Origin of the sequence: Anaerobacillus sp. MEB173 (assembly GCF_052119505.1) — a bacterium.
GTDB lineage: Bacteria > Bacillota > Bacilli > Bacillales > JBJMAU01 > JBJMAU01.
This window is the reverse complement of the sequence record NZ_JBJMAU010000003.1, coordinates 335,766-354,815: the sequence shown is the minus strand read 5'-3', so window position 1 is coordinate 354,815 and position 19,050 is coordinate 335,766. Positions and strand designations below refer to the sequence as shown.

Here is a 19,050-nt window from a genome sequence, read left to right as displayed (position 1 = left end):
TATAAAAATAATATATTTTATTTATTATTATCTCTTATGATACCATAAGTACACAAACAAGAGTAAAAGGGATGGTAACATTGATTGAAGCAAGAACGAAGGAGTTTTGGAGAGCAACAATTGCTCTTGGTATCGCATCATTTTTAATCTTTGCAAATATATATTACCCGCAACCGTTATTACCAGTTTTTACGAATGAGTTTGGCGTCTCACCAGTTGTTTCAAGTCTATCGATATCATTAGCATTATTTACATTAGGAGTTTGTTTTTTTGTTTATAGTGCATTATCAGATGCGATTGGCAGAAAGAATATTATGTTAGTAGCGATGGGATTAGGAACGGTGACAACTTTTTGTATTGCTTTTGTACCGAACTACGAAACACTCATTGTATTACGAGTGTTTCAAGCTGCTTGCCTTGCTGGAATTCCGACAATTGCGATGGCATATATTGGTGAAGAATTTTCGGTAAAGGCACTTACATTAGCCATAGGAGTTCATATTAGTGCAAATACAATCGGTGGTATGTCTGGAAGATTACTAAGTGGATTTGTAACTGACCTCTTAGATTGGCGTTGGGCGTTTATTGTCATGGGAGTTGTCAGTATTATTTGCTTTATTCTCTTTATTTTTTTACTCCCATCATCGAGACATTTTCAGCCGCAGGCTTTTCAATGGAAAGGAGCGCTTCGTGATTATACGCTTCACTTGAAAAATCCTGTTCTGCGCTATGCCTATTTAATTGGCGGATTACATTTTTTCATATTTGTTGGAATTTATAACTTTGTCACCTACTTATTAAGTGATGAACCGTTTTATTTATCAACAACAGTATTAGGTGTCCTATTTCTTACTTATATTGCTGGTACAGTAAGTTCTACTGTTGCTGGGAAAGTTTCTTCGACAATAAAACAATCGTATTGTGTAGCGATTGGAATTGGCATTATGGCGATCGCGGTGCTTGTAACTTTAATTGCTAATGTATTTGTTATTTTTCTCGGTTTATTATTACTTTGTTTCGGCTTCTTTTTTGCCCATTCCGTTGCCAGTTCATGGGTCAGCCGTCACGCCAGCTTTGCGAAAGCAAGTGCATCAGGCTTGTATTTAACCTCGTATTATTTTGGAGGAAGTCTCGGCAGCTTTTATTTAGGTTTCTTCTGGCACTGGTGGAGTTGGCCAGGGGTAGTAGCAGGTTCATTACTCATCCTTGTTGTGACAACCTTCTGTATGGTTGGAATGGTCAAAATAGATCGGGAAGAAGAAAGCACTGCACTTGATAAAATAACTGCAACGCGTTAAAAATTATAAAGAAAATTTGAGAAGACTGCACAACAATTTGTGCAGTCTTTTGTATGTGTATAAGGAATGCTGCATTAAATTACTATAATTCATTCTAAACTCTACATTTTTTTGCCGACTAATCTCTAGTTTTGTCATATACAAAGGGGATTAGAAAGAGATGAAGAATTCTTTTGTAAAACGGTACTGTAGCGCATATTTTTTAATTAATAAATCTGTTTTTTTTAGGAGATTATTCTTAAGGAGGGGATGTAAATGAAAAGAATGCTTTTGTTAACTGTTGTTCTGCCTCTAAGTTTATTATTAATCCTATCAGGTTGTAATGGATTCCAATTCGCCAAGATACAAACCGTTCAAGAAGATCATACTGATACAAATAATGAATGGAATGAAATCCCCTATGAAGCTGAACTTTCGTCGGATCAGCAGCATGCAGAAATAATAGACGAAGAGCGTCCTCATGCAGCAATGATTAATGAAACTTTACTTGAAGATGCTGCTATAGGCAGGTTGTTTTCTATTGAACAAAGGCTTGGCACCTTGCGTGAAGAGTTGGAAGAACAAAGGGGCAAGCCGATTGCAACTGGCTCCTATGAAGGTGGCGATTTTTATCAGTATCATGACTGTACATTTTTTATCAATCCAGAAGATAATCGGATTGTTGCGATAGCTGTACAAATGGAAGAGGAACTTTATGGCAGTGATATAAAAGCTATTTTCGGTAAACCAAACTTCGAAGGTATGAATCATATGGACGGGTTATGGATGATTGAATACTATGTAAATGAAAATAGTGTCACGTTTGAAAGTATTGATGAATTTAGTAAAATTGAATATGTTTGGTTAATGCAAGCTATTATACAATAATATTATGGAATGAAAAAAGAAGATCTTGATCACTCAAGGTCTTCTTTTCATTCTATAACTAGTTAGTCATATTCACAAAAATATCTTCAACTTCAGGAGCCTCATTAATTAGGCCTACTTCTAACAACCAATCAATTGTTTGCTGCCAAGCATCTTCAGTTTGAGAACCGAAGCTTTCGTTTTCAGTAGCCATTTTTGGTAAAAGAATTCCAAGACTTTGCTCTTCAACTTCACGAATGAGAGGGAAGTTTGCCTGATCTTGATTTTCAAATAAGATATCTAATGCTGCTTCGCTGTTGTTCTTAACATCTTCAAATCCTTTTGAAGCAGCACGCCAGAATGCTTCAATCACTTCTCTATTCTGTAGTAGATAATCATCATTTGTTACAATAACAAGCTCATAATAATTAGGAACACCGTAATCTGCCGGATTGAAATAACGAACGTCATATCCTTTGTTTTGTAAGACCGGGAATTCGTGATTAATAAAGGTTCCAATAACAGCATCGACTCGTTCACTAACAATGGAGGAACCTAATTCGAATCCAACATCAATTAAATTTACCTGATCAATATTCCCACCATCATTTTCAACCATTGTTTTTAGAAGAGGCTCATTTAGAGGAATGCCAGGATAACCAACATCCTTTCCTTCAAGGTCTTTTGGTGACTGTATGTCACTATCTTCTAAAATCATCATGTAGTTTAGTGGCTCTTTCACAACGGCAGCGATAGATACAACAGGGATATCATTTGCTCGTGCCATTATCACATCAGGTTGATACGTAATCCCTAATTCCACTCCACCAGAAGCGGCAAGATTAATTGGATCGGTAGGGTTAGTAGGGAAAATAAGTTCAACATCAAGTCCCTCTTGTTCGAAATAGCCTTCTTCAATGGCCGTGTATAAATACGTATGAACAGCATTTGGATACCAATCTAGCATAACTCTTACTGATGTAAGATCTCCCCCTGCACTTTCTTCATTTTGCAGTGGATCATCAGGTTGGGTTTCATTACCTCCACATGCAGCCACCATAATAAGAGTGGTCATTGTAATTAAAAGCAGCGATAATTTTTTCATTCATAATTCCTCCATTTTAACGAAATATTTTCTATAAGCTTAACAATTAAGAATAAACCTATTCCCAGTAATGACAACCAAACAATCGGGGCAAACACGCCTGCGCTATCAAATTGCGTCATCATTCGCCGACTGAAATAGCCAAGACCAGCATTTGCTCCTAGCCATTCGCCAATAGCAGCTCCTATAACACTTAATGTAACAGCTACCTTTAAGCCGGAGAAGAAGTAGGGGAGAGCGGCAGGGATTTGAACCTTAAAGAAAATTTGCTGATTTGTTGCTCCCATAGTCTTAAATAAATCAATAATTTCTTTACTAGATTGTCGCAGCCCATCATAGGTGCTAACAGTAATTGGAAAGAAAGTGATTAATACTGTTACAACTACTTTGCTCCATATTGAATAATCAAACCACAAAACGAAAATAGGAGCAAGGGCGATAATGGGTATTGTTTGAGATGCGATAACAATTGGAAAGAATGTTCTTTCAGCTATTGTACTGTGATTCATCCACACGGCTAGTCCTACACCAAACGTAATGGATATCGCTAAGCCAAACAAAACAACATTTAATGTTGCGGGAAAATGGACAAACAACAATACATCATTGAGTTCAGACATTTTCACGGCAATATCCATTGGAGTAGGGAGGATAAATTTTTTATTATAACTTTCAGCTCCGATTTGCCAAATAAACAAAAGAAAGCAAAGTAATAGAAAAGACCCACTGTAGTATTTAAGTGTTTTCATAGCTTCACCTGCTTACGCAACTCTTCAAGTAAGCACTGCTTTAATTGGATCACCTCTTTTGTATGGAGATCATTCACAGCTCTCGGTCGTGGTAATGGCACAACAAATTCCTTGTACGAGTCGAGAGGTTTTTCAGAAAATAGAAATATTTTATCAGAAAGAAAAATGGCTTCTTCCACATCATGTGTAATAAATACAACTGTTTTTCTCCATTGCTGCCATTGTTCAAGCAACCATTCCTGCATAATTAATCGTGTCATAGCATCTAATGCACTAAATGGCTCATCAAGCAGTAAGACATTTGTTCCACTGAGAATGGCTCGTAAAAATCCAACACGCTGTCTCATTCCACCAGATAATTGTGAAGGATAACTATTTTCATAACCTTCCAAACCAAAATCCTTCATATGTTTTCGTACAATTTCCAGTGCTGCTTTTTTGTTTGTACCCTTTAGTTCTAACGGGAGGATAGCATTTTCGATAATTGTCCGCCAAGGTAATAAAAGATCCTTTTGCGGCATGTAGCCAACCTTACCTAAGCGTTCCGTAATTACCTCGTTATTAATTAGTACTCTTCCTGCTGATGGTTGTTCTAGTCCAGTAATTAATCTGAAAATTGTACTTTTTCCTGAACCACTTGGACCTAATAAAGAGATGAATTCACCGTCATTAATAGAGAAAGATAGATTATGAATGACAGGTAGATTAGTATTCTTTTTACTGTTTTTGTAAGTAAATGATACTTGATCAAACTGTAAGGATTTATTTGACATTGTTTTCTCATTTCTTTCGTTTCTAATTTGTAATAAAAAAAACCACTCTCTATTAAAGTAAGGAGTGGTTTATATGTATGATGCATGAAAGGATAGAAGGTATCCTTTTGTATTACTTGCAGCATTAATCCACTTCCCTACGCTAGTGTTAACTAGATCAGGTTAAGGGTTAAGGCAAATGCCTCTCTCAGCCAGAAAGCACCCCTAGTGGTACTTCTATTTAGTTGTATGAAAATACATTATCACTGTACCATAGATGAAGTTTGTATTCAATGAACTTACTGTTTACTGATTAATCATAATTATCAGAATATTAGAACTTTTTGAAATGTCTAAAAAAATTTAAATTTATGGTTGTTTTTAACAGGAACCTGTTATATTATAAATTCATAAAATATAACCTGTAGTAATACAGATTGATACTGCAGAGCACCACGATATTACGTATGAATATTTTATTGTTTGTAAGTATTATATTTTTATAGATTTAAAAAAATAATCATTTATTGATTAAAAGGAGATGGATGTTATGTCAACAATTCAAGAACAAGCAAAGCAATTACAAGAAAGCTGGGAAAACAATTCGCGTTGGGAAGGGATCACTCGTCCTTATTCTGCTGAAGATGTAGTGAAATTACGTGGATCTGTACAAATTGAACATACATTAGCTCGCCGTGGATCTGAGAAACTGTGGAACCTTCTGCATGAAGAACCATATGTAAATGCATTAGGTGCATTAACTGGCGGGCAAGCGGTTCAGCAAGTGAAAGCAGGTCTCAAAGCGATTTATTTAAGTGGATGGCAAGTTGCTGCAGATGCAAACCTTGCTGGCCAAATGTATCCTGACCAAAGTTTATATCCGGCAAACTCTGTTCCGCAAGTAGTAGAGCGGATCAATAACTCACTTCAACGTGCGGATCAAATTCAGCATATGGAAGGTGAAGGAGATGTTGATTATTTCGCACCAATCGTAGCTGATGCTGAAGCAGGCTTTGGCGGACAATTAAATGTATTTGAGCTTATGAAAAGTATGATTAAAGCTGGTGCATCTGGAGTTCACTTTGAGGACCAATTAGCATCTGAAAAGAAATGTGGTCATCTTGGCGGTAAAGTATTAATTCCAACACAAACAGCTATACGTAACCTCGTATCAGCACGGTTAGCTGCCGATGTTTCAGGCGTACCTACACTTATCGTTGCACGTACTGATGCAGATGCAGCGGATTTAATTACAAGTGATATTGATCCAACGGATGCACCGTTCATTACTGGTGAGCGTACTCCAGAAGGGTTCTATCGTACTAAGGCTGGTATTGATCAAGCAATTGCTCGCGGTCTAGCATATGCACCATATGCTGATCTTGTATGGTGTGAAACTTCAAAGCCTAGTCTTGAAGAAGCGAAACAATTTGCAGATGCAATTCATGCTAAATTCCCAGGTAAAATGCTTGCATACAATTGTTCACCTTCATTTAACTGGGAAGCAAATCTTGACAAGGAAACTATTGAAACGTACCAACAAGAGCTTGGTAAAATGGGATATAAATTCCAATTCGTTACACTTGCAGGTTTCCATGCACTTAATTACAGTATGTTTGAACTTGCTCGTGGCTACAAAACTCGTGGTATGGGTGCTTACTCTGAATTACAGCAAGCGGAATTTGCTGCTGAAAAAGATGGCTATACTGCGACTCGTCACCAACGTGAAGTTGGTACTGGTTATTTCGATGAAGTAGCACAAGTGGTATCTGGTGGAACGTCTTCAACAACTGCACTAGCAGGATCAACTGAAACAGCTCAATTCCAAAAGCGCTAAGTCATTTAATGTTAACTAATTAATTTAGTAATGTGTGTTCATTCTCCAACTCGTAAGATATAGACTTTGAAAGGTGTTACACGATCTGTGTAACACCTCTTTTTTATGCATATAGCCAAAAAAAAGAACCGCGAAAGAAGCGATTCGTATCATTATTCACAATAACGTAAGCATTTTTCACATTGGAACAAAAGGGATTCTTGTTGTTCAATGATTTCAGTACCACAGTCAGTGCATGTTTTTCGTGGTAACTGATGAAATACCTTTAACTGATTCATACTTGTAATGGAATCCGATGCGTGCATAAATGAGCGTTCCTCATTCCCAGGTGTTTCGGTACAATACATACTTTCTATTTTTGAAGTTATCATTTAAAGTCCCCCTAAAAAATTATTTTGTATTATAACATATGCATATGCATTTAAATCTGTTATATTACAATAAAATTTTTATGAAAATAGGCAACTTTAAGATGTTTAACTTATTTAAGTAAATTCTGCTCGGAAATTAAAATCCCGTCCTCATCAGCATACACAAAATGACCAGGTACCCAATCAATTCCGGCAAATTGTATTGATATATTTTCATGTCCTTTTCCTTGCTTAATGCTTTTGAAAGGGTTTGTTCCAACTGCTAATACACCGATCTCCATTTCCGCAATTTCTGCAGAATCTCGAATGCAACCATAGATAATGACCCCAGCAAGACCTCTCTTTTGACCAATAGCAGCAAGGTTATCCCCTAATAAGGCACATTTCCGTGAACCACCTCCATCGACAACTAAAACTGTTCCCTCTGGTATAGTTTCTAATGCTTTCTTTACTAAGACATTATCTTCATAGACTTTGACTGTAGCAATAGGACCAGAAAATTTCTTTTTTCCCCCATATGAATAAAAGATAGGTTCTGCTACCTTAACTTGATTCGTAAACTCATCACACAAATCAGCTGTATTAAATGGCATGTTAAATCCCCCTTAAAAAATTAAAAGATATTTATATACCTTATTCGACATTTTCAAATATTTTCCTCTATTATGTGAATAATAGAGATGCAAAAAGTAAAATGCTTGTCACTTCTTTTTTCTTTTGTTACAGTTAAAAATAAAATGTTATCTTGTCTTACGTATGTAATCAACTTGATATCATTAGAAACTTAAATTAAAAGGAGGAAGTTTTTTATGAAAATGATGGATGCAAATGAAATCATCGCATTTATTTCTAACAGTAAAAAATCTACACCCGTAAAAGTACATATTAAAGGTGAGTTAGACGGAATAAATTTCGGGGAAAACACAAAGTCGTTTATTACTGGAAATACTGGTGTGCTTTTTGGAGAATGGAGTGAAATTCAAGAAGCAATTCAGGCTAATGAAGCCAAAGTTGAGGATTTTGTCGTAGAAAATGACCGTCGTAACTCTGCAATTCCATTATTAGATATGAAAAACATTCAAGCTCGTATAGAGCCAGGTGCGATTATTCGTGATCAAGTAGAAATTGGTAACAATGCTGTAATTATGATGGGAGCTTCTATTAATATTGGTGCTGTTATCGGTGAAGGTACTATGATTGATATGAATGTTGTGTTAGGTGGAAGAGCAACTGTAGGTAAGAACTGTCATATTGGTGCTGGTACTGTGCTTGCTGGAGTCATTGAACCACCTTCTGCAAAGCCTGTTGTTGTTGAAGATGATGTTGTTATCGGTGCAAATGCGGTTGTTCTTGAAGGCGTAACGGTAGGAAAGGGTGCAGTTGTAGCTGCAGGTGCAATTGTAACTGAAGATGTACCACCCAATACGGTTGTTGCAGGAACTCCGGCACGCGTTATTAAGGAAATTGATGAAAAAACAAAAGGAAAAACAGAGATTAAACAAGAGCTTCGACGTTTAAATGACTAAAAAGTAAATAGTCAATAAAAAGCAATAGAGCACCAGCTGGATGATAAATCTGGCTGGTGCAATTTAATATTCCTTAAAAGAAATAAGAGAAGGGAGAAAAACATGAGCTTTGAAGATCAATTTATAGCCATAAGAAGACGGCTTCATCAAATTCCGGAGTTAGGGTTTGAAGAAGTAAAGACACAACAATTTTTACTTGATTATATTGGACAACTTCCACAAACAAACATTGAAATCGAAACATGGAAAACGGGTATTTATGTAAGGGTACGAGGAAAAAAATCTAAGAGATTGATTGGTTATCGCGCGGATATTGACGGTTTGCCAATTGAAGAGAATACAAGCTACTCATTTAAATCAAAGCATCCTGGAAAAATGCATGCATGTGGCCATGACTTTCATATGAGCATCGCATTAGGTGTTCTTACACACTTTGCTGATAATCAGCCAAATGATGACTTGCTATTTATTTTTCAACCTGCAGAAGAAGGACCGGGTGGGGCAAAACCAATGCTTGAAAGTGACTACTTAAAACAAAATAAACCTGATATGATTATCGGACTACATATTGCTCCAGAATACCCTGTTGGGACAATTGCAACCAAGGAAGGGTTGTTATTTGCAAATACATCTGAGTTATTTATTGATTTAAAGGGTAAAGGAGGGCATGCGGCTTTCCCGCATACTGCGAATGATATGGTCGTTGCTGCTAGTCACTTAGTTACACAGTTACAAACAATTGTAGCTAGAAATATTGACCCGCTTGATTCTGGTGTAGTCACAATCGGAAAAATTACAGGCGGGACTAAGCAAAATATTATCGCTGAGGAAGCGCGGATTGAAGGAACAATTCGTACGCTTTCAATTGAATCAATGAATAAAATCAAAACGAGGATTGAATCATTAGTAAAAGGGATTGAAGCAGGTTTTTCATGCCGGGCAATGATCGATTATGGTTCGAATTATTGTCAAGTTTATAATGAGGAAGTTCTGACAAAAGAATTTATGGAATTTTGTAATCATTATGATGGGGTTAACTTGATCAAATGCCGTGAAGCGATGACTGGTGAAGATTTTGGCTACTTCTTGGCTGAGATCCCAGGCTTTATGTTTTGGTTAGGGGTTAATGCTGACTATGGGTTGCACTCAGCTCAGCTTGAGCCGAATGAAGAAGCCATTCCGACAGCAATTGAATTGCTAATTAAATATTTGGAATGGAAAACAAGGTCATAAAGAGGCATTTAGAAAATTATAAATTCTTACTTCTATATTAAAGAAAAGAATATTTTTCCACCTTTAGGGCATAGTAACGTGTGAGTAGTCGTTTGAATACTCCGCGAACATGACCATAGAGGGGGTGGAAGATATGCCAAAAATTGGAGTAGAACAATCGTTAACTAATGTTCAAGAAGCTCTGAAACAAAAAGGATATGATGTAGTGCAGTTACAGCAAGAAAATGACGCTCAAGGTTGTGACTGCTGTGTTATTACTGGACAAGATGAAAATGTGATGGGGATACAAAATGCTCAAATAAAAGGCTCAGTAATTAATGCTCATGGTATGAATGCAGATGAAGTTTGCCAAGAAGTAGAGAGCCGCCTTCAACAATAAAAAGTGAAAGGAACAGCAAAATTTTGCTGTTCCTTTTCTTTAATATGATTGGTTTAATTTTGTGCTTTCTTTTCAATGTAAACCTGGTGTGGGAATGGGATCTCGATGCCATTTTGATCAAGAGTTTCCTTAATAACTTTCCTAAGCTTCCTTTCGACAGCCCATTGCGCCATATTTTCTGTTTTTGCGATAATCCTTATTACAACTTCGGAAGCACCAAAGCTCTGTACACCGACGACATTAGGTCCTTCGATAATCGTCTGATCTTCAGATGCAACTTGTTCACAAGCTTGTTGAAGAACTTCAATCACTTTATCAATGTTATCGTCATATGAAATACCGATATCAACGAGTGCTCTCATATTTCCTCTTGAATGGTTACTCACTTGTGTAATTTCACGATTAGGGATAAAGTGTAGCGTACCATCAAATCCACGAAGTTGAGTTGTTCTTAATCCGACTTGTTCAACAACCCCGTCAACGCCTCCGGTTGTTATGTAATCATCTACCTCAATTTGTTTTTCCAGCAATAGAAAAAATCCAGTAACAACGTCACTAACTAAACCTTGAGCCCCAAAGCCTATTGCTAAACCGACAACTCCTGCACCGGCTATTAGCGGAGCGATTTCTAGTCCAAGAATACCGACAACGAAGGTGATTGCTATAAAGATGAGTACATATGAAAAAATGTTCATTGTTAATTTTTCAAGTGTTTTTACTCGGCCTTGAGAAACTTTCCTTTGTTCAGACATTCGTTTGAAGGCCGTGGAAATCACGCGCTTCCCTATACTTTTTACAATATAGAAGGCAATAACAGTACCAATCAACTGCAATACAATTACAGTTACTGTTGTAAGCCAATCCTCCCAAGCAATTGTTTGTAACCAGTCGTTCATTTGCGCACTCCTCTTTCTGTTTTAGTTCTTATTTTCCTCTAGATTTCTCATGTTAAACTTAATCGCATTTTTTTTCAAATAAAATACAAATAGTGATTAGAAAATAAATAATACGGGCTAAAAATCAACATCAAACGATAACACAGCTTTTTTTGAAAAAATAACTGAATTTTCACACTGTAGCACCCATTGAGTACAAAGTTTATATATATAATAATGAGGTGATCTCGAGTGAATATTATCGATAAACGAGGACAGTTAACGAAACATCGAAATAATAGCTACCGACGCCGTTCGAAAAGTGCAATTAAAAATATTGCAATCCATCATAGTGCAACAACTTCAGGAAGTGCGGAAGCATTTGCTAATTATCATGTAAATCAATTAGGGTGGCCAGGAATCGGTTACCATTATGTTGTAGATAAGGATGGGACGATAAGCTGGTGTCACGATATTGAGATTATTAGTTATCATGTTGGTAACAGTAATAGTCGTGCTGTCGGGATTTGTATGGTTGGTGATTTTCGAACGCAAACATTAAGTACTCAACAAAAAGAAGCTACTTTACAATTAACGATGATGCTACTAGATCAGCTAGGATTACGAGTTGAGGACGTCTGGGGACATATCGAATTCCCAGGATATTCTTGGAAACCTTGTCCTTCAATTGATATGGCTAGTTTTCGAAGAGATTTAGCAACGAAGATTGGGGTTAACCCAGGGCAATCGTATCCATCACCAACGTACGTAGCAGGAGTTCGAACACGAACCTTTTTAAGTCGAGGAGACCAAGGTGATGATGTGAAAGAACTGCAAAAACGTCTGCAGGAGTTAGGTTTCTCCCCTGGTCCTATTGATGGCATTTTTGGCAACCTTACATTTGATGCGTTACAACGTTTTCAAAGAAGTGTGAATATACAAGTTGATGGTATCGTTGGGCCTCAAACTAGAGAGGCATTGAAAAATGGGAAGGTCAATCCAAATATAACAGTAGAACATGCCTCTCCAACCGATGAACCAGATGAACGTGAAGAGCAGTTTGCCAGTGAATCAAGAAGATTGTTACGGCTTATCCGCCCGATGATGCGTGGTGAAGATGTTAGGGAAGTCCAAATTAAAGTCGGAGTTCTTGTTGATGGGATATTTGGTCCAGAAACAGAGCAAAGTGTCAGGGATTTTCAAAGGCAGCAGAATCTAACTGTAGATGGCATTGTTGGTCCGTTGACATGGAGGGCGTTAGATAAGGTTAATGCACGGGCGCAAGTTCCATACCAACGTTTACTTTCACTTCAAACTCCTTATTTAAGAGGTGAGGATATAAAAAGAGTGCAAAGAGCATTAAATACAGCGGTCGATGGTCTGTACGGTCCAATGACTGAACGGGCAGTGCGTAATTTTCAACGGCGTGAAGGGATAACTGTAGATGGCATTGTCGGTCCGCAAACTTGGAACCGATTATTTGGATAAGGAAGATATGGGGATGTCACTTATGAGATATCCCCTACTTTTTATTATTAGTAATGTTAATTTTTATGTTTAATTTTATTCATTACAAGAAAAAATGCCTAATAGTAACTAAATGGGGGCAATGAAGTGAAAAAAAAACAATTTGCAGTTATTGGTTTAGGTAGATTCGGTGGCAGTATTTGCAGAGAACTTAGTCGCCAAGGGATGGAAGTTCTAGCGATTGATATTGATGAAGACAGAGTTGATGAGTATTCGTCGATTGTTACACACGCTGTAGTAGCCGATACAACGGATGAAAAAGCTTTGAAAAGCTTAGGGATACGAAATTTTGAAAATGTAATCGTTGCGATTGGTGATAATATTCAAGCGAGTATATTAACTACGCTCATCTTGGGAGAGTTAGGTGTAAGACATATTACTGTTAAGGCGTTAAACGATTATCATGAAAAAGTATTAAGCAAAATCGGTGCAGACAAAATCGTTCATCCAGAACGTGATATGGGGGTAAGGATTGCTCATAGCATTATATCCAAAAATGTCTTGGATTACTTAGAATTATCGGATAACCATAGTATTGTTGAATTAGTTGCTGGAAAACGGTTGGCAGGAAAGACATTAATCGAGCTGGATATCCGTGCCAATTACGGCTGTAATATAATGGCTATTAAAAGAGAGGGGGAAATTAATGTATCTCCATTAGCCAATGAAAAAATTCATATTGGTGATGTTTTAATCGTTATTGGAGATGACAAAGATCTCAGCCGTTTAGAAGACCAACTATTAGATGATGATTAAAAGCCCAAATTGCGGAAAAATAGCAATTTGGGCTTTTATTTAAATTGTAATTATCTTTTACACTTCCATAATAATTGGTAAAATCATCGGCTTACGCTTTGTTTTTTCATAAAGGAATGGTCCTAATACATCAGTGATTTCATTTTTAATTTCCGACCATTGTGATGTTTTTCTTTCCATTATTTCATGAAGGTGCTTGGCAAGCAGCTTTTGTGCATCATTAATTAAGTCTCCAGATTCCCTCATATAGACAAATCCTCTTGATATAATATCGGGACCTGCTGTGACTTTAAATTCTTTCATATCTAGACTTACAACGACTACGACAAGGCCTTCTTCGGAAAGTATCCGACGATCGCGTAATACAATGTTTCCAATATCACCTATACCATTACCGTCTACATAGACAGAGCCTGAAGGGACTTTGCCTGATTGTACAGCTTCATTCTCTCCTAGAGCAAGAACTTCGCCGTTATCCATAATAAAACAATTCTCTTCCGGAACACCGCAATCATGTGCTAATTTCGTATGCATTTTAAGCATCCTGTATTCGCCATGAATCGGCATAAAATACTTTGGCTTCATAAGTCTGAGCATTAACTTTTGCTCTTCTTGGCCGCCGTGACCTGATGTATGAATGTCACTTAATGAACCGTGAATAACATTTGCACCAGCACGGTATAATTGATTTATCGTTCTACTAACGCTCACTGTATTACCTGGAATCGGTGATGATGAAAAGACAACAGTATCACCAGGAATAATTTGAATTTGGCGATGTGTGCCATTAGCAATTCTTGATAAAGCAGCCATCGGTTCCCCTTGACTTCCTGTGCACAAAATTGTGACTTGATTGTCAGGTAGTTTATTAATTTGTGATGCATCAATAAATGTATTTTTAGGACTTTGAATATACCCTAACTCTTGACCGATTGTAATTGCTGATTCCATACTTCGTCCAAATACTGCAATTTTTCGATTGTTTTTAACGGCTGATTCAACAACCTGTTGTAATCGATGGATGTTTGAGGCGAAAGTTGCAAAAATAATTCGTCCTTCAACCTTTCTGAAGATCGTATCAATACTTTCACCAACACGACGTTCGGACATCGTAAATTCAGGCAGTTCTGCGTTCGTACTATCAGATAACAAACAAAGGACACCGTCTTGTCCTATTTGAGCCATCTTAGTTAAGTTTGCCGGTTCACCAACGGGAGTGAAGTCGAATTTGAAATCCCCTGTATGAACGATATTTCCTGGAGGTGTCTTTACGACAATCCCATAGGCATCTGGAATACTGTGAGTGACCCTAAAGAAAGTTACTGATGTTTTCTGGAATTTTATAACTTGATCTTCATGGATCTCATGTAAGGTGGTTTTTCTTGATAAACCATGCTCTTCTAGTTTGCCTTTTAACAAGCCTAATGCCAGTTTGCCTCCGTATATAGGGATATTGACTTCTCTTAATAAGTAAGGAATACCACCGATATGATCCTCGTGACCGTGAGTGATAAATAAACCTTTAATTTTTTCTTCGTTTCTAACTAAATAAGTGTAATCTGGAATGACGTAATCAATTCCTAGTAATTCATCTTCTGGAAATTTAATTCCGGCATCAATTAAGATAATTTCATCTTGATACTGGACAGCATAAGTGTTTTTACCAATTTCGCCTAACCCTCCCAAGGCAAAAACAGCTGTTTGATTATTTTTTACTTGTTTCATAAATTATACATTCTCCAATTCATAATCTTCTAATTGTTGTTCATATTCGAGCATAGCGTCACTAAGCTCTGTAATGAATTCGATATTATATTGACGATCCGCTAACTTCTTACGTACTTCGCTTATAGTATTTGCTTCAATATATAACGATTTTGTACGCTCCCTTACTGGAACTTGGTCAAAACTTTCCTGGTAAAATACTTTAAAAATCATCATAATTCCTCTCCTTAGTCATTTATTACGTAGATAAACTTCATATATACGTATATTGTTTAATCTAATATACGTTAATTTATAGTCGATCATTTGTATTTTATTTTTTTATTATAAAGGATTTTGGATCTTTTTTCATGTTTTTCTTACTTACGGAAAAAGTCAGGTGCATTTAATTATTATATATGATGGAATTTTTTTTAGGAATTGATACATGGATATAAGAAATTTACCCTTTTTCTATCTGGGAAAGTATAAAAAAATCCTTCCCTCATTAAAGAAGGAAGGATAACCATCAATTTTCAGCGAGACGATTTTTAGGAAGTAAATGCCTGCAGTGTTCTAATAATTTTTTTTTCCAGCGCTTAAGCATTTGAATCCCTCCTTATTAAATGAATTGTAATATTCGCGTTAAATTTTAATTTGGACTTAGTATGTGAGAAAAGGATAAATTAATTACAAGGGAATTAATGGTTTCGAAGAATGGATTTAGACAAACAAAAAAAGTGATCACAATTTGTGGTCACTTTTTTTAGATACTATAGTTATAATTTTATTGCTTTTTTAAAAGGATCATCCTCTTCAATGCGATCATAAAACATAATACCATTCAAATGATCAATTTCATGCTGAAAAACGATGGCCGGGAAACCACGTAGACGAAGAGAAATCTCCTCACCGTTCATATCGACACCTTTTACAGTAATACGGGAAAATCTAGGAACCAATCCAGTTACTTCACGATCAACTGAAAGGCAACCCTCCCCATTTTCTAAAGATGTTGTTTCGACAGAGTGACTTACGATTCGGGGATTATACATTCCAAAAGCGGTTAGTTGTTCCCCTTCGTCAGGTAAATGGACAGCAAACATCCGTTTACTTATCCCGATTTGGGGTGCAGCAATTCCAACACCTGATCGGAGATTGTATTTTAGTGCAATTTCAGGATCCTGACTATTAATTAAGAATTCAATCATTTTTTCGAGCGTTTCTTTATCTTCTTTTGAAGGTGGGAGTTCAACTTCTTTTGCAACTTGACGTAAAATAGGGTTACCTTCCCTTATGATATCTTTCATTGTAAGCATTTTTACCACTCCTCAACGTTTTCGCTGTTTATGTAAATTATATAGTTGTTCCTTTTATGTAGTATAACAAAAAAGTAAAAAGAGAAGAAACGGATGTGTTCAACACCCGAATCTTCTGACAAAATTAATATTTAACTTTAGAAGCACCAACGATAATTAATAAGATGAATAGGACAACGATTAACGCAAAGCCTCTTCCGCGTCCATAACCAGGTCCATAAGTTGCTGGTGCTACAGAAGTAGGTGCCCCGTAACCATATCCACAAGGGTCATAGCAGTGTCCATACATTACAGCATTCCTCCTTTAAATTTAACCGCGCTTTTTTCGCGGCTTTAATAATAAACTATGCTGTTATACTTGAAGCGGTTGGATGATTGCCTATTTTATTGGATTTTGGAGGAGATTTTTTAGACATGATTTTTCTAAATGACAATAAAATAGAGTAGTAGCATTTTGAAATAACTTTGTTTTACATTTTATTGTAAATAGTAGCTCATTAGTATAATTTAAATATTGGGCTATGTTTTATGAAGGGGGAAATTATTTTGATACATAGGTATTTTTTTATTTTTGGTATATGGTTATTGATTGTTATAATTCTGTCAGGTTGTAGTGCTTCTCCTGTACAAAAGATATATGATCATCTTGAGCAATCTGCAGAAATTGAATCTTTAGTTGAAGAACACCAAGAGCCTTTAATGAATTTCGAAACACAAGAACATCAGCTTTTTGAAGAAATGATTGTTCTCAGCTTAGCTGATATTGACAAGATTCAAACACTTGCTGAAGAGGCAATTGAATTGGCTACGAAACGAGAAGAAACAATAGAAGAAGAAAGAGAACGGCTGGAGCAAGCTTTCGAAGAGTTTAATCATGTGGAAGAGCTAATTTCAGGCATTGAAGATGAAGAAACTCGGGAAATAGCAGCAGCAATGTATGAAACGATGGAACATAGGTATGAGTCATACAAACGGCTTTATGACAGTTATACAAATTCAGTCCAGTTAGATAAACAACTTTATGAGATGTTACAGGATGAAGAGTTAAAAATCAATGATCTTGAAAACCAAATTAACACTATAAACGAGGCATATAAAGACGTTTTTCAAAAGGAGGACGAATTTAATACATTTACAAAGGAATACAATGAGCATAAGAAACAATTTTATGAAGCTGCTGCATTGAATGTTTCGTTTGAATAATAAGTAGAGAGAGCTAAACAAAAAGTTAGCTCTCTTTTTTATTTTTAGATTTGATAATATAGTACAGTGAGTGATCAATTATATAACAGTTGTGTCGGAAGAGAGAGTATTTTATAACACCGTCATCGTAGTGAAAACTTTATATGACAAGGGATTAAAAAGGTTGACAAAAAATTGAAAGGTGGTGTAGACTGTTAGCAATTGGAATTATTGTACTAATCTATATGACAAAAAAAATAATACAGGTATTATGTTGGTGAGTGAATATTACATAGTCAAATGTGCTATTAAGCGAATTAGTGTGGTCGGTTCTTTAACTCATTATGTAATTTGAGATGGAGAAACTGGTTATCCTATTTATGAGTTTGAAATGTAGGTCTTATTAGTATCAATTATATTTTGATAAAGGGAAGTACGCATATTTGATCATGGATATTTGCTATTTAATAAATGGATGAATAGAAAGGAAGAGGTGACGGGAATGAAGAAAACGAAAGTACTTGAGCAAGTGGAAAACCAATTTGAAACATTCCAAATTTTAAATGAGCAAGGTGAAGTTGTGAATGAAGCAGCAATGCCTGATCTAACTGATGAGCAATTACAAGAATTAATGAAACGAATGGTATATACGAGAATTTGGGACCAAAGAGCGATTTCATTAAATCGTCAAGGCCGTTTAGGGTTCTATGCACCAGTTGCCGGACAAGAAGCATCAATGTTAGGATCGCAATACGCTTTAGATAAGGATGACTGGATCTTGCCTGGATATCGTGATATTCCACAAATCGTTTGGCATGGGTTACCTTTATACCAAGCATTCCTTTACTCACGTGGACATTTTCACGGTGGTCAAATTCCAGAGGGTGTTAACGTGTTAATGCCGCAAATTATTATCGGTGCACAAATTATCCAAGCAGCAGGAGTTGCTTATGGATTAAAAGCAAAAGGTAAACAGAATGTATGTATCACATATACTGGAGATGGTGGTGCGTCGCAAGGTGACTTCTATGAAGGATTAAACTTTGCAGGTGCTTACCGCTCACCAGCAATTTTCGTTGTTCAAAACAACCGTTTTGCAATTTCAGTTCCGGTAGAAAAGCAATCTGCAGCGAAAACAATTGCTCAAAAAGCAGTAGCTGCTGGAATACATGGTGTTCAAGTTGATGGTATGGATGTGCTGGCGGTTTACGCGGCTACGAAGGAAGCTCGTGAACGTGGACTAGAAGGTAATGGACCAACATTAATTGAAACTCTAACATACCGTTATGGGCCACATACAATGGCTGGGGACGATCCAACTAGATATCGCAGTTCAGAATTAGATGATCAATGGGAACAAAAAGATCCGCTCGTTCGTTTCCGTAAGTTCTTAGAAAACAAGGGAATTTGGAATGAAGAAGCAGAGAATAAAGTGATCGAACAAGCAAAAGAAGATATTAAAGCTGCAATTAAAAAAGCAGATGAAACTCCAAAACAAAAAGTAACAGATTTAATCGGGTTTATGTTTGAGGAGCTACCACACAATTTACGTGAACAAATGGAAGAATATACAGCAAAGGAGTCGAAATAA

The 19,050-nt window shown here is 36.5% G+C and carries 20 protein-coding genes and 1 riboswitch; of the genes, 10 read left to right on the top strand and 10 right to left on the bottom strand.

The features are described from left to right. Positions 1-71 precede the first annotated feature (71 nt). Together ACJ2A9_RS09465 and ACJ2A9_RS09460 are read left to right on the top strand one after the other, a co-directional pair. Positions 72-1,298, top strand: coding sequence for an MFS transporter (locus ACJ2A9_RS09465; RefSeq protein WP_441421391.1), 1,227 nt, complete (start codon positions 72-74; stop codon positions 1,296-1,298). A gap of 255 nt (positions 1,299-1,553) precedes the next feature. Beyond that, positions 1,554-2,165 carry a hypothetical protein gene (locus ACJ2A9_RS09460; RefSeq protein ID WP_441421390.1) on the top strand — a complete coding sequence of 204 codons (612 nt, stop codon included), beginning with the start codon at positions 1,554-1,556 and terminating at the stop codon, positions 2,163-2,165. Between the two features lie 58 nt (positions 2,166-2,223). Here the strand turns inward: ACJ2A9_RS09460 and ACJ2A9_RS09455 are convergent, their stop codons facing one another. The 3 genes from ACJ2A9_RS09455 to ACJ2A9_RS09445 are packed head-to-tail and all read right to left on the bottom strand — an operon-like array spanning position 2,224 to position 4,771. Continuing rightward, positions 2,224-3,249 carry an ABC transporter substrate-binding protein gene (locus ACJ2A9_RS09455; protein WP_441421389.1) on the bottom strand — a complete coding sequence of 342 codons (1,026 nt, stop codon included), beginning with the start codon at positions 3,247-3,249 and terminating at the stop codon, positions 2,224-2,226. After that, positions 3,246-3,998, bottom strand: coding sequence for an ABC transporter permease (locus ACJ2A9_RS09450; protein WP_441421388.1), 753 nt, complete (start codon positions 3,996-3,998; stop codon positions 3,246-3,248). The genes ACJ2A9_RS09455 and ACJ2A9_RS09450 overlap by 4 nt, the downstream gene beginning before the upstream one ends. Continuing rightward, a complete protein-coding gene (locus tag ACJ2A9_RS09445) occupies positions 3,995-4,771 on the bottom strand; it encodes an ABC transporter ATP-binding protein (RefSeq protein WP_441421387.1) in 777 nt (258 codons plus the stop codon). The genes ACJ2A9_RS09450 and ACJ2A9_RS09445 overlap by 4 nt, the downstream gene beginning before the upstream one ends. A gap of 117 nt (positions 4,772-4,888) precedes the next feature. Then, positions 4,889-4,987: riboswitch (TPP riboswitch) on the bottom strand. Positions 4,988-5,300: 313 nt separating this feature from the next. Here ACJ2A9_RS09445 and aceA point away from each other — a divergent pair. Continuing rightward, positions 5,301-6,587 carry an isocitrate lyase gene (aceA, locus tag ACJ2A9_RS09440; protein ID WP_441421386.1) on the top strand — a complete coding sequence of 429 codons (1,287 nt, stop codon included), beginning with the start codon at positions 5,301-5,303 and terminating at the stop codon, positions 6,585-6,587. Between the two features lie 152 nt (positions 6,588-6,739). Here aceA and yhfH read toward each other — a convergent pair whose 3' ends face one another. Both yhfH and rraA read right to left on the bottom strand, forming a co-directional pair. Continuing rightward, positions 6,740-6,958, bottom strand: a complete 219-nt coding sequence (yhfH, locus tag ACJ2A9_RS09435; RefSeq protein WP_441421385.1) for a protein YhfH — start codon at positions 6,956-6,958, stop codon at positions 6,740-6,742. Positions 6,959-7,068: 110 nt separating this feature from the next. Beyond that, positions 7,069-7,551, bottom strand: coding sequence for a ribonuclease E activity regulator RraA (gene rraA / locus ACJ2A9_RS09430; RefSeq protein WP_441421384.1), 483 nt, complete (start codon positions 7,549-7,551; stop codon positions 7,069-7,071). 216 nt (positions 7,552-7,767) lie between these two features. On the opposite strand from rraA, the gene dapD reads away from it, so the two are divergent. The 3 genes from dapD (at position 7,768) to ACJ2A9_RS09415 (ending at position 10,096) form a co-directional block, all read left to right on the top strand. Beyond that, a complete protein-coding gene (gene dapD, locus ACJ2A9_RS09425; RefSeq protein ID WP_441421383.1) occupies positions 7,768-8,484 on the top strand; it encodes a 2,3,4,5-tetrahydropyridine-2,6-dicarboxylate N-acetyltransferase in 717 nt (238 codons plus the stop codon). 102 nt (positions 8,485-8,586) lie between these two features. Then, entirely contained in the window at positions 8,587-9,717 is a 1,131-nt protein-coding gene (locus ACJ2A9_RS09420) for an N-acetyldiaminopimelate deacetylase (protein WP_441421382.1), read from the top strand. Between the two features lie 133 nt (positions 9,718-9,850). Next, positions 9,851-10,096, top strand: coding sequence for a YkuS family protein (locus ACJ2A9_RS09415; protein ID WP_441421381.1), 246 nt, complete (start codon positions 9,851-9,853; stop codon positions 10,094-10,096). 53 nt (positions 10,097-10,149) lie between these two features. On the opposite strand, the gene ACJ2A9_RS09410 is transcribed toward ACJ2A9_RS09415, so the two are convergent. Next, complete coding sequence (locus ACJ2A9_RS09410) at positions 10,150-10,992, bottom strand: mechanosensitive ion channel family protein (RefSeq protein WP_441421380.1); 843 nt, start codon at positions 10,990-10,992, stop codon at positions 10,150-10,152. A 231-nt stretch (positions 10,993-11,223) separates the two neighbouring features. On the opposite strand from ACJ2A9_RS09410, the gene ACJ2A9_RS09405 reads away from it, so the two are divergent. Then, entirely contained in the window at positions 11,224-12,459 is a 1,236-nt protein-coding gene (locus ACJ2A9_RS09405) for a peptidoglycan-binding protein (RefSeq protein ID WP_441421379.1), read from the top strand. 126 nt (positions 12,460-12,585) lie between these two features. Continuing rightward, on the top strand, positions 12,586-13,254 hold the full coding sequence (locus ACJ2A9_RS09400; protein ID WP_441421378.1) for a potassium channel family protein: 669 nt from the start codon (positions 12,586-12,588) through the stop codon (positions 13,252-13,254). A 57-nt stretch (positions 13,255-13,311) separates the two neighbouring features. Here ACJ2A9_RS09400 and rnjA read toward each other — a convergent pair whose 3' ends face one another. The 4 genes from rnjA to ACJ2A9_RS09380 all read right to left on the bottom strand — a co-directional run bounded on the left by rnjA (position 13,312) and on the right by ACJ2A9_RS09380 (position 16,566). Further along, on the bottom strand, positions 13,312-14,979 hold the full coding sequence (rnjA, locus tag ACJ2A9_RS09395) for a ribonuclease J1 (protein WP_441421377.1): 1,668 nt from the start codon (positions 14,977-14,979) through the stop codon (positions 13,312-13,314). Between the two features lie 3 nt (positions 14,980-14,982). Further along, positions 14,983-15,192, bottom strand: a complete 210-nt coding sequence (locus ACJ2A9_RS09390; RefSeq protein WP_441421465.1) for a DNA-dependent RNA polymerase subunit epsilon — start codon at positions 15,190-15,192, stop codon at positions 14,983-14,985. 545 nt (positions 15,193-15,737) lie between these two features. Then, positions 15,738-16,277, bottom strand: coding sequence for a peptide deformylase (gene def, locus ACJ2A9_RS09385; protein ID WP_441421376.1), 540 nt, complete (start codon positions 16,275-16,277; stop codon positions 15,738-15,740). 124 nt (positions 16,278-16,401) lie between these two features. Then, positions 16,402-16,566 carry a YjcZ family sporulation protein gene (locus ACJ2A9_RS09380; protein ID WP_441421375.1) on the bottom strand — a complete coding sequence of 55 codons (165 nt, stop codon included), beginning with the start codon at positions 16,564-16,566 and terminating at the stop codon, positions 16,402-16,404. 257 nt (positions 16,567-16,823) lie between these two features. Here ACJ2A9_RS09380 and ACJ2A9_RS09375 point away from each other — a divergent pair, with 257 nt between their 5' ends. Further along, positions 16,824-17,480 (top strand): YkyA family protein, encoded by a 657-nt coding sequence (locus ACJ2A9_RS09375; RefSeq protein ID WP_441421374.1) that lies wholly within the window; start codon positions 16,824-16,826, stop codon positions 17,478-17,480. 481 nt (positions 17,481-17,961) lie between these two features. Beyond that, positions 17,962-19,050, top strand: a complete 1,089-nt coding sequence (gene pdhA, locus ACJ2A9_RS09370; RefSeq protein ID WP_441421373.1) for a pyruvate dehydrogenase (acetyl-transferring) E1 component subunit alpha — start codon at positions 17,962-17,964, stop codon at positions 19,048-19,050.